This is a genomic window from Streptomyces antioxidans (assembly GCF_000968685.2).
Taxonomy (GTDB): Bacteria; Actinomycetota; Actinomycetes; order Streptomycetales; family Streptomycetaceae; genus Streptomyces; species Streptomyces antioxidans.
In genome coordinates this window covers 1-7,885 of the sequence record NZ_LAKD02000223.1, presented here as the reverse complement: position 1 = coordinate 7,885, position 7,885 = coordinate 1, and the positions used below count along the sequence as shown (strand labels likewise).

Annotated in this window: 2 protein-coding genes; both read right to left on the bottom strand. The window is 72.2% G+C overall.

Annotated elements, in window-relative coordinates; genetic code table 11:
• Positions 1–2,011 (bottom strand): type I polyketide synthase (locus VT50_RS37850; protein ID WP_143645390.1); only part of this gene is annotated, 2,011 nt, incomplete at its 3' end.
• Positions 2,012–2,053: 42 nt separating this feature from the next.
• A partial coding sequence (locus tag VT50_RS37845) for a type I polyketide synthase (RefSeq protein WP_206269554.1) occupies positions 2,054–7,885 on the bottom strand: 5,832 nt, incomplete at its 5' end.

The following is a 7,885-nucleotide window of genomic DNA, read 5'->3' as shown; positions in this document are numbered from 1 at the left end:
ACAACACACCACCAACCACAGCCGCCGCAATCTCACCCTGGCTATGACCCACCACCGCCACAGGACGTACGCCATGGTCTGCCCACACCGCCGCCAACGACACCATCACCGCCCACAACACCGGCTGCACCACATCCACCCGCCCCACATCCACCACACCGCCCGCACCCCGCAACACATCCGACAACGACCAATCCACAAACGGCCCCAACGCCCGCTCACACTCCGCCACCCGACCCGCGAAGGCAGGCGACACCTCCAGCAGCTCCGCACCCATCCCCACCCACTGCGAACCCTGACCAGGAAAGACCAACACCGGCCCCACCTCCCCCGTCAGCACCGCCGCACCCGACCGCACCACACCCGGACGCGCCACACCCCCCGCCAACGCCTCCACACCCGCCAACAGCTCCGCACGATCAGCGCCCACCACCACCGCCCGACACTCAAACACCGACCGCGCCGCCACCAACGACCACCCCACATCCACCGGCAACAGCCCGGACACACCACCCACCCGCTCAGCCAGAGCGGCAGCCTGCCCCCGCAACGCCTCCACACTCCGCGCCGAAAGCACCCACGGCACCACCCCACCCACCTCGGATGACGCCGCCCGCATATCCTCCTCGGGAGCCTGCTCCACGATCACATGCGCATTCGTGCCACTGATCCCAAAGGACGACACACCGGCCCTGCGCGGGGGCTCACCGTTCGACCACTCCACCGACTCGGTCAACAGCCGTACACCGCCGCCGTCCCACTCCACATGGGGTGTCAGCTCATCCGCGTGGAGAGTGGCCGGGAGTACGCCGTGCCGCAGGGCCATCACCATCTTGATGACACCGGCCACGCCCGCCGCACCCTGCGTATGGCCGATGTTGGACTTCAGCGAGCCGAGCCACAGCGGCCGGTCCTCCGGCCGGTCCCGGCCATACGTGGCGATCAGCGCGTCGGCCTCGATCGGATCGCCCAGCTTGGTGCCCGTGCCATGCGCCTCCACCGCGTCCACCTCGGACGGGGCCAGCCGGGCACTGGCGAGGGCCTGGCGGATCACCCGCTGCTGGGAGGGACCGTTCGGCGCGGTGAAGCCGTTGCTGGCGCCGTCCTGGTTGACCGCCGAACCACGGATCACCGCCAGCACCCGATGACCGTTGCGCCGTGCGTCGGACAGCCGCTCCAGCAGTACGAGACCGACGCCTTCGCCCCATCCCGTTCCGTCGGCGTTCGCCGAGAACGCCTTGCACCGCCCGTCCGGGGACAGCCCCCGCTGCCGGGAGAAGCCGGTGAACACCTCGGGGGTGCTCATCACCGTCACCCCACCGGCCAGGGCCAGGGCGCACTCCTCCTGCCGTAGCGCCTGGCAGGCCAGATGGATCGCGACCAGCGACGACGAACACGCCGTCTCCACCGTGACGGCCGGTCCCTCCAGGCCGAGGGTGTAGGACACCCGGCCCGAGAGCAGGCTGGGGGCGTTGCCCGCGTATCCCTCGGATCCCTTCCGCGGAAGGTCGCCCGATGTGGTGCCGCCGGTGGTGGCCGTACCGGCGTAGACGCCCGTCCGGGAGCCCTTGAGGGACACCGGGTCGATGCCCGCCCGTTCGCATGCCTCCCAGGCGGTTTCCAGCAATAGTCGCTGCTGGGGACTGGTGGCTAGCGCCTCGCGCGGGCTGATGCCGAAGAACCGCGGGTCGAAGCGGTCGGCGTCGTCGAGGAATCCGCCCCTGCGGACATAGGTGGTGCCGGGGTGGTCAGGGTCCGGGTGATAGAGGCTGTCGAGGTCCCAGCCGCGGTCGGTGGGGAAGTCCCCGATGGCGTCCACGCCGCCCGCGACCAGCCGCCACAGGTCCTCCGGTGTGTTCACCCCGCCCGGGAACCGGCAGGCGGCGCTCACGACCGCGATCGGCTCCTGGTATCGCTCCTCCACCTCACGCAAACGCAGCCGCGTATCGTGCAGATCCGCGGAAACGCGTTTGAGGTACTCGACCAACTTCTCTTCATTCACGTTCACCATGAGGTTTCACCCGGCCCTCAGCGGTCGTCGCGCCCGGCACATTCAGGACACGCCCAGTTCGTTGTCGATGAAGTCGAGGACCTGGGCCGCGGACGCGGACTCCAGCCTCTCGGCGGCGGTCGTCTCTTCCTCCGCCGACTTTCGTGTGGCTTTCCACTTCGCCAGCAGGCTTTCGAGCCGTGCGGTGACCGCTCCCGAGTCGTCGTCCGCCATCTCGAGGCCGATCAGGGTGGCTTCGAGCCTGGCCAGCTCGTTGAGCACCGGATCGGCGCCGCCCCGGCCCGGTGTGGAGCCGACCGCCGGGGCGATGCGTTCCAGGAGGTACGCGGCCAGTATGTCGGCGTCGGGATGGTCGAAGACGAGGGCGGCGGGCAGGCGCAGCCCGGTGGCGGCGGCGAGCCGGTTGCGCAGTTCGACGGCGGTCAGCGAGTCGAAGCCCAGCTCCTTGAAGTTGGTGTCCGCCTGCACCGCGTCGGCGTCGGCGTGTCCGAGAACGGTGGCCACATGGCCACGGACCAGCTGGAGGACCTCGCGGTGCTGTTCGGCGGCGGACAGGCCCGCCAGCCGGGCGGCCCAGTCGCCGCCCGGCCGTGCGTCGGCAGCCGCCGCCGTACGCCGCGCCGCCGTGCCGCTGGCGCCGGATGCTGATGCTGATGCGGCGAGGGCGCGGAGGGTGGCGGGGAGGCTGTCGACGGGCTGGGCGGCGAGAACACGGGGGTTCAGGTCCGCCGCGATCAGCTGGTGGCCGCCGTGCTCGGCCGCCGCGTCGAGCAGCCGGAGAGCGTGGTCCGCGGCCATCGGCCTGACGCCCGAGCGGGACATCCGGGCCAGGTCCGCGTCGGCGAGGCCACCGGTCATCTCGCTGGCCTCGGCCCACAGGCCCCACGCCACCGAAGCGGCCGGGAGGCCCATGGCCCGGCGGTGGGCGGCCAGGGCGTCGCAGTAGGCGTTGGCCGCAGCGTAGTTGGCCTGCCCCGGGCTGCCCATGACCCCGGCGGCCGAAGAGAACAACACGAACGCGCCCAGGCGCAGATGTGCCGTCGCGGTGTGCAGATGCGCGGCGGCGGTGGCCTTCGCCGCCCAGACCCGCGCCAGCCGCTCGGGAGTCTGCGCGGTGACGACCGCGTCGTCCAGCACACCCGCTGCATGGATGACCGCGGTCAGCGGATGCGCGGACTCGACCCCCGCCACCAGGTCTGCCACGGCCGACGCGTCGGTGACATCGGCCGCGACGATGCGTACGCGCGCGCCCAGGGCGGTCAGCCGGGTGGCGAGGTCCTGGGCGCCCGGCGCCTCCGGGCCCCGGCGGCTCACCAGCAGCAGATGCCCGATCCGCCAGACACGTACGAGGTGTTCGGCGACCAGCGCGCCCAGCGTGCCGGTGCCACCGGTGATGAGAACCGTGCCGTCCGGGTCCACCGGGGCGGGAACGTCCAGGACCAGCTTGCCGGTGTGCTTTGCCTGGCCGAGATGACGCAGCGCCTCCCGCACCCGACCCAACGACCACCTCCGCACCGGCAACGGAGACAGGGCTGGGGTGACTCCGGTGGCTGAGGCGGCTGAGGTCGCGCCGGTGGCTGCGGCGGCCGCGGCGGCCCCGGTACCTCCGGCAGCCTCGATGGCACCGGTGATCCCGGCGGCTCCAGCGGCGTCGATGGCTGCGGTGGCTCCGCTGGCCGCAGTGAACTCGGCGGCTCCGCCAGCTCCGGCGACCTCGGCGCCACCCGCAGCTCCCGCGGCCTCGACGGCACCGGTGATCTCCGCGGCTTCCGGGGGGTCGGCGGGCTCGGCCGCCGCCGGGGTGAAGAGCTCGCACAGTTCGCCGAGCATCCGGCCGATGTGTTCGGGTCCGGCGTCGGTGATCAGGTCGTAGATCTGGTACGTCACCCCGGGGTGCTCCGCCGCTACGCGCTCGGGGTCGCGGAGGTCGGTCTTGCCCATCTCCATCAGCCGTCCCCCCTCGCCCAGCAACCGCAGGGACGCGTCCACGAAGGGTCCGGTGAGGCTGTTGAGCACCACATCGACGCCACGGCCGCCGGTGGCCTCCTGGAACATCTCCTCGAAGTCCAGCTCGCGCGACGAGGCCCGATGCGCCGCATCGATTCCCATCTCCTCCAGCACACCGTGCTTGCCGGGACTCGCCGTCGCGTACACCTCCGCCCCCAGATGGCGGGCGATCCGCACCGCCGCCATGCCCACACCTCCGGTCGCGGCATGAATCAGGACCGACTCCCCGGCCCGGACTCCGGCCAGCTCCACCAGCCCGTACCAGGCGGTCAGGTACGCCACCGGCGCCGAGGCCGCCTGCGGATAGGTCCACCCGGCGGGGATGGGGGCCACCATGCGGGCGTCGGTCACCGCCGTCGGGCCGAACGCGCGGTCGAAGACCCCCATGACCCGGTCGCCCACGGCGAGCCCGATCACCTCGGGGCCGATGGCCACCACCGCACCGGCACCCTCGCCACCGAGCCCGGTCTGACCCGGAACCATGCCCGAACTGATCAGCGCATCGCGGAAGTTGAGACCGGCCGCGTGCACCGCCACCCGTACCTGACGCGGTCCGAGGGGGGCCAGCACCTCCGGGCACGGCACCGGCTTCACGTTCTCCACCGTGGCCGCGCCGGTCAGTTCCAGCCGCCATGCGGGCTGACCCACCAGTGCGGCCACACCGCCGCTGCTCACACCACCGGCGCGCATCAGCCGGGGCACCCGAAGCCGCCCCGCCCGCAGTGCGATCTGAGGCTCGTCCAGGTGCGCCGCCCACGCCACCGCGCTGCGCACGTCCTCCGCAAGCGGCTCGGCGTCTGGGTCGAGATCGACCAGAAGGAACCGTCCCGGGTTCTCCGCCTGCGCACTGCGCACCAGCCCGCACACGGCGGCCCCGGCCATGTCCACGCCGCCGTCTCCGGCGCCCTCCGCCTCGGAAGCGTCGATGGCCACCGCTCCCCGCGTGACCACCACCAACTGGGCGTCGGCCAGCCGGGGTTCGGCCAGCCAGCCCCGCACCAGTTCCAACACCCGCTCCAAGGCCGCCAGCCCTGCAGCCGCCAGGTCCGTTTCCCCATGCCTCTCGGACGGACCACTGAGGCAGGACACATACGCGATGGCCACCGAGGGGGCGGGGTCGCCACCGTCGAGGGCGGACACCAAGGCCTCCAGACGCGGATGGCGTACCGCGCCCGGCATGACCGGCACGGCCGACCCGCGATCCCGCGCGTCCAGTACCACCCAACCGCCGCCGTCCACCGGATCCGGCTCCTGGTCTCCTTCCCCGTCGGCGTCCTGTGCCGGAATGGGCAGGGACGTCCACTCCAGCGTGAACAGCCCGTCCACCTGCGGCCCTCCGGAAGCCCGCAACGGGTCGACGGCGGCCGGTCGCATCACCAGCGAGTCGACGGTCAGCACGGGAACGCCCACGGCATCGGCCACCTCGACACGCAGCCCGCGCCCGCGCTCGCCCTCGCCCTCGCCCTCGCCCTCGCCCTCGCCCTCGGCACCGTCCGCCTCCTCCTGCCGCTGGGGCGAGAGCCGCACCCGTACGGTCGTGGCGCCGCCCGCCCACAGGGACACGCCGTTCCAGGCGAACGGCAGCCATACCCGGCCGTCGTCGTGGTCCTCCTCGGGCCGGTCCAGGAGAAACGCCGGATGCAGCGCGGCATCCAGCAGCGCCGGGTGGATTCCGAACCCCTCCGGGTCTCCGGCGGCATCGGGCAACGCCACTTCGGCGAGCACATCGGCGCCGTCCCGCCATACGGCCCGCAGCCCACGGAACGACGGTCCGTACGCATACCCGGACGCCTCGGCGCGCTCGTAGAACCCGTCCAGCCGTACGGGCTCCGCGCCCGCCGGGGGCCACGCCCGACCCGGCTCGTCCACCAGCCCCTGCGCGGGGCTCCGCGGGGACAGTGGCCCCAGCGTGCCCTCAGCGTGGCATACCCAGCCCGGGTCGGCGCCGGGCTCGACATCGCGGTCAGGGCGGGAGTACACCCGCACATCGCGCCGCCCGTCCTCATTGGCCGCACCAGCCACCACCTGGACACGCAGCCCACCGGACGCGGGGAGGACGAGCGGGATCTGGAGCGCCAGCTCTTCCACACCGCCGCAGCCCGCCTCATCGGCGGCCCGCAGCGCCCACTCCACCAGCGCCGCCCCCGGCGCCAGCACGACGCCCGCCATCACATGCTCGGCCAGCCAGCCGCCGACGCCCCCCGTGCCTCTGGCCGAGATCCGGCCGGTCAGCACCAGCCCGCCATCGGCGAGCCCGACGGCCGCAGGCAGATGGGCGTGCTCAACCCGCTGCAGCCCGGCGGCCCCCACGTCCCCGACACCACCGCCCGCCGCCAGCCAGTAGCGCTCGCGCTGGAAGGCGTACGTCGGCAGATCCACCATCCGGGGCGCCGGATCGGCCGGGAACCAGCTGGCCCAGTCGATATCCGTGCCATGGGTGTGCAGCTGGGCGAGGGCGTGGCCAAGTGCGTGGGCATCGGGCCGTTTACGACTCAGGGTGGCGACCACCAGCGGGCTCGGCCGCCCGTCCCGGGCTCCGCCCTCGCCCTCGCCGGTGTCGGCCGTCGTCTCGTCGTCGGTGAGGTGCTGAAGGGTGTGGTGGGTGGCGGTGGCCAGGATGGGGTCGGGGCCGAGTTCGAGGAAGACGCCGGTTTCGGGTGCAATGTGGGTGATGGCGGGGTGGAAGTGGACGGGCTGGCGGATGTGTTGCGCCCAGTAGCGGGGTGTGGTGATTTCCTCGTCGGCTGGTTGGCCGGTGAGGTTGCTGAGGATCGGAAGGGTGGGTGGGTGGAAGGTCAGGCCATCGATGGCCTGCGCGAAGGGTTCCAGGATGGGGTCCATCAGTGGGGAGTGGAAGGCATGGCTGACGGTCAGCGTGCGGGTCTTGCGGCCCTTCGCCGCCCAGGTGGCGCTGATGTCGGTGACGATGTCGATGGGTCCGGAGATGACGGTGTTGGTGGGGGTGTTGAGGGCGGCGATGCTCACTTGGTTGTCGTGTGCGGCGAGGTCGTCGGTGAGTTCGTCGGGGGTGGCGGCGATGGTGGCCATGCCTCCGCCGTCGGGGAGTCTTCCCATGAGGGTGGCGCGGGTGGCGACGAGGTGGCAGGCGTCGGGGAGGTTGAAGACTCCGGCGATGTGGGCGGCGGCGATTTCGCCGATGGAGTGGCCGATGACGGCGCCGGGGCGTACGCCGAGCGAGTCGAGGAGTCGTGCCAGGGCGATGTGTAGGGCGAACAGTCCGGCTTGGGCGTAGGTGGTGTGGTCCAGCAGTCCCTGCCATTCGGCCACACCGTGGAAGAACACGTCGCGGAGGGGATGGTCCAGATGGGGATCGAGCAGTTCGCAGACCTCGTCGAACGCCGTGGCGAACACCGGGAACCTGTCGTACAGCCCGGCCCCCATTCCCTGGCGCTGGCTGCCCTGACCGCTGAAGAGCCACACCATCTTGCCCGCCGCAGCTCCACTGCCGGGGAGCACCACGCCCGGATGGGGTTCGCCGGTGGCCAGCGTCTCCACGGCGGCCAGCAGCTCGGCGCGGTCATCGCCCAACGCCACCGCCCGGTGCTCGAACAGCGATCGGGTGGCCGCCAGCGACCAGCCCACATCGGCCGCCGACATCTCCGGGTGCCCGGCCACCCGTTCGGCCAGCGCCGCGGCCTGGCCACGCAGTGCCTCCGCGCTCCGCGCGGACAGCGTCCATGGGACGGGCCACAGGTGGTCTGGAGAGGCCGCGGGCTCGGTCGTCTCACGCTCGACCGGCTCGGGGGACTGCTCAAGAAGGAGATGGGCATTGGTGCCGGAGGCGCCGAACGAGGACACCCCGGCCCTGCGCGGCCGCTCACCGCCAGGCCACTCCACCGGCTCGGT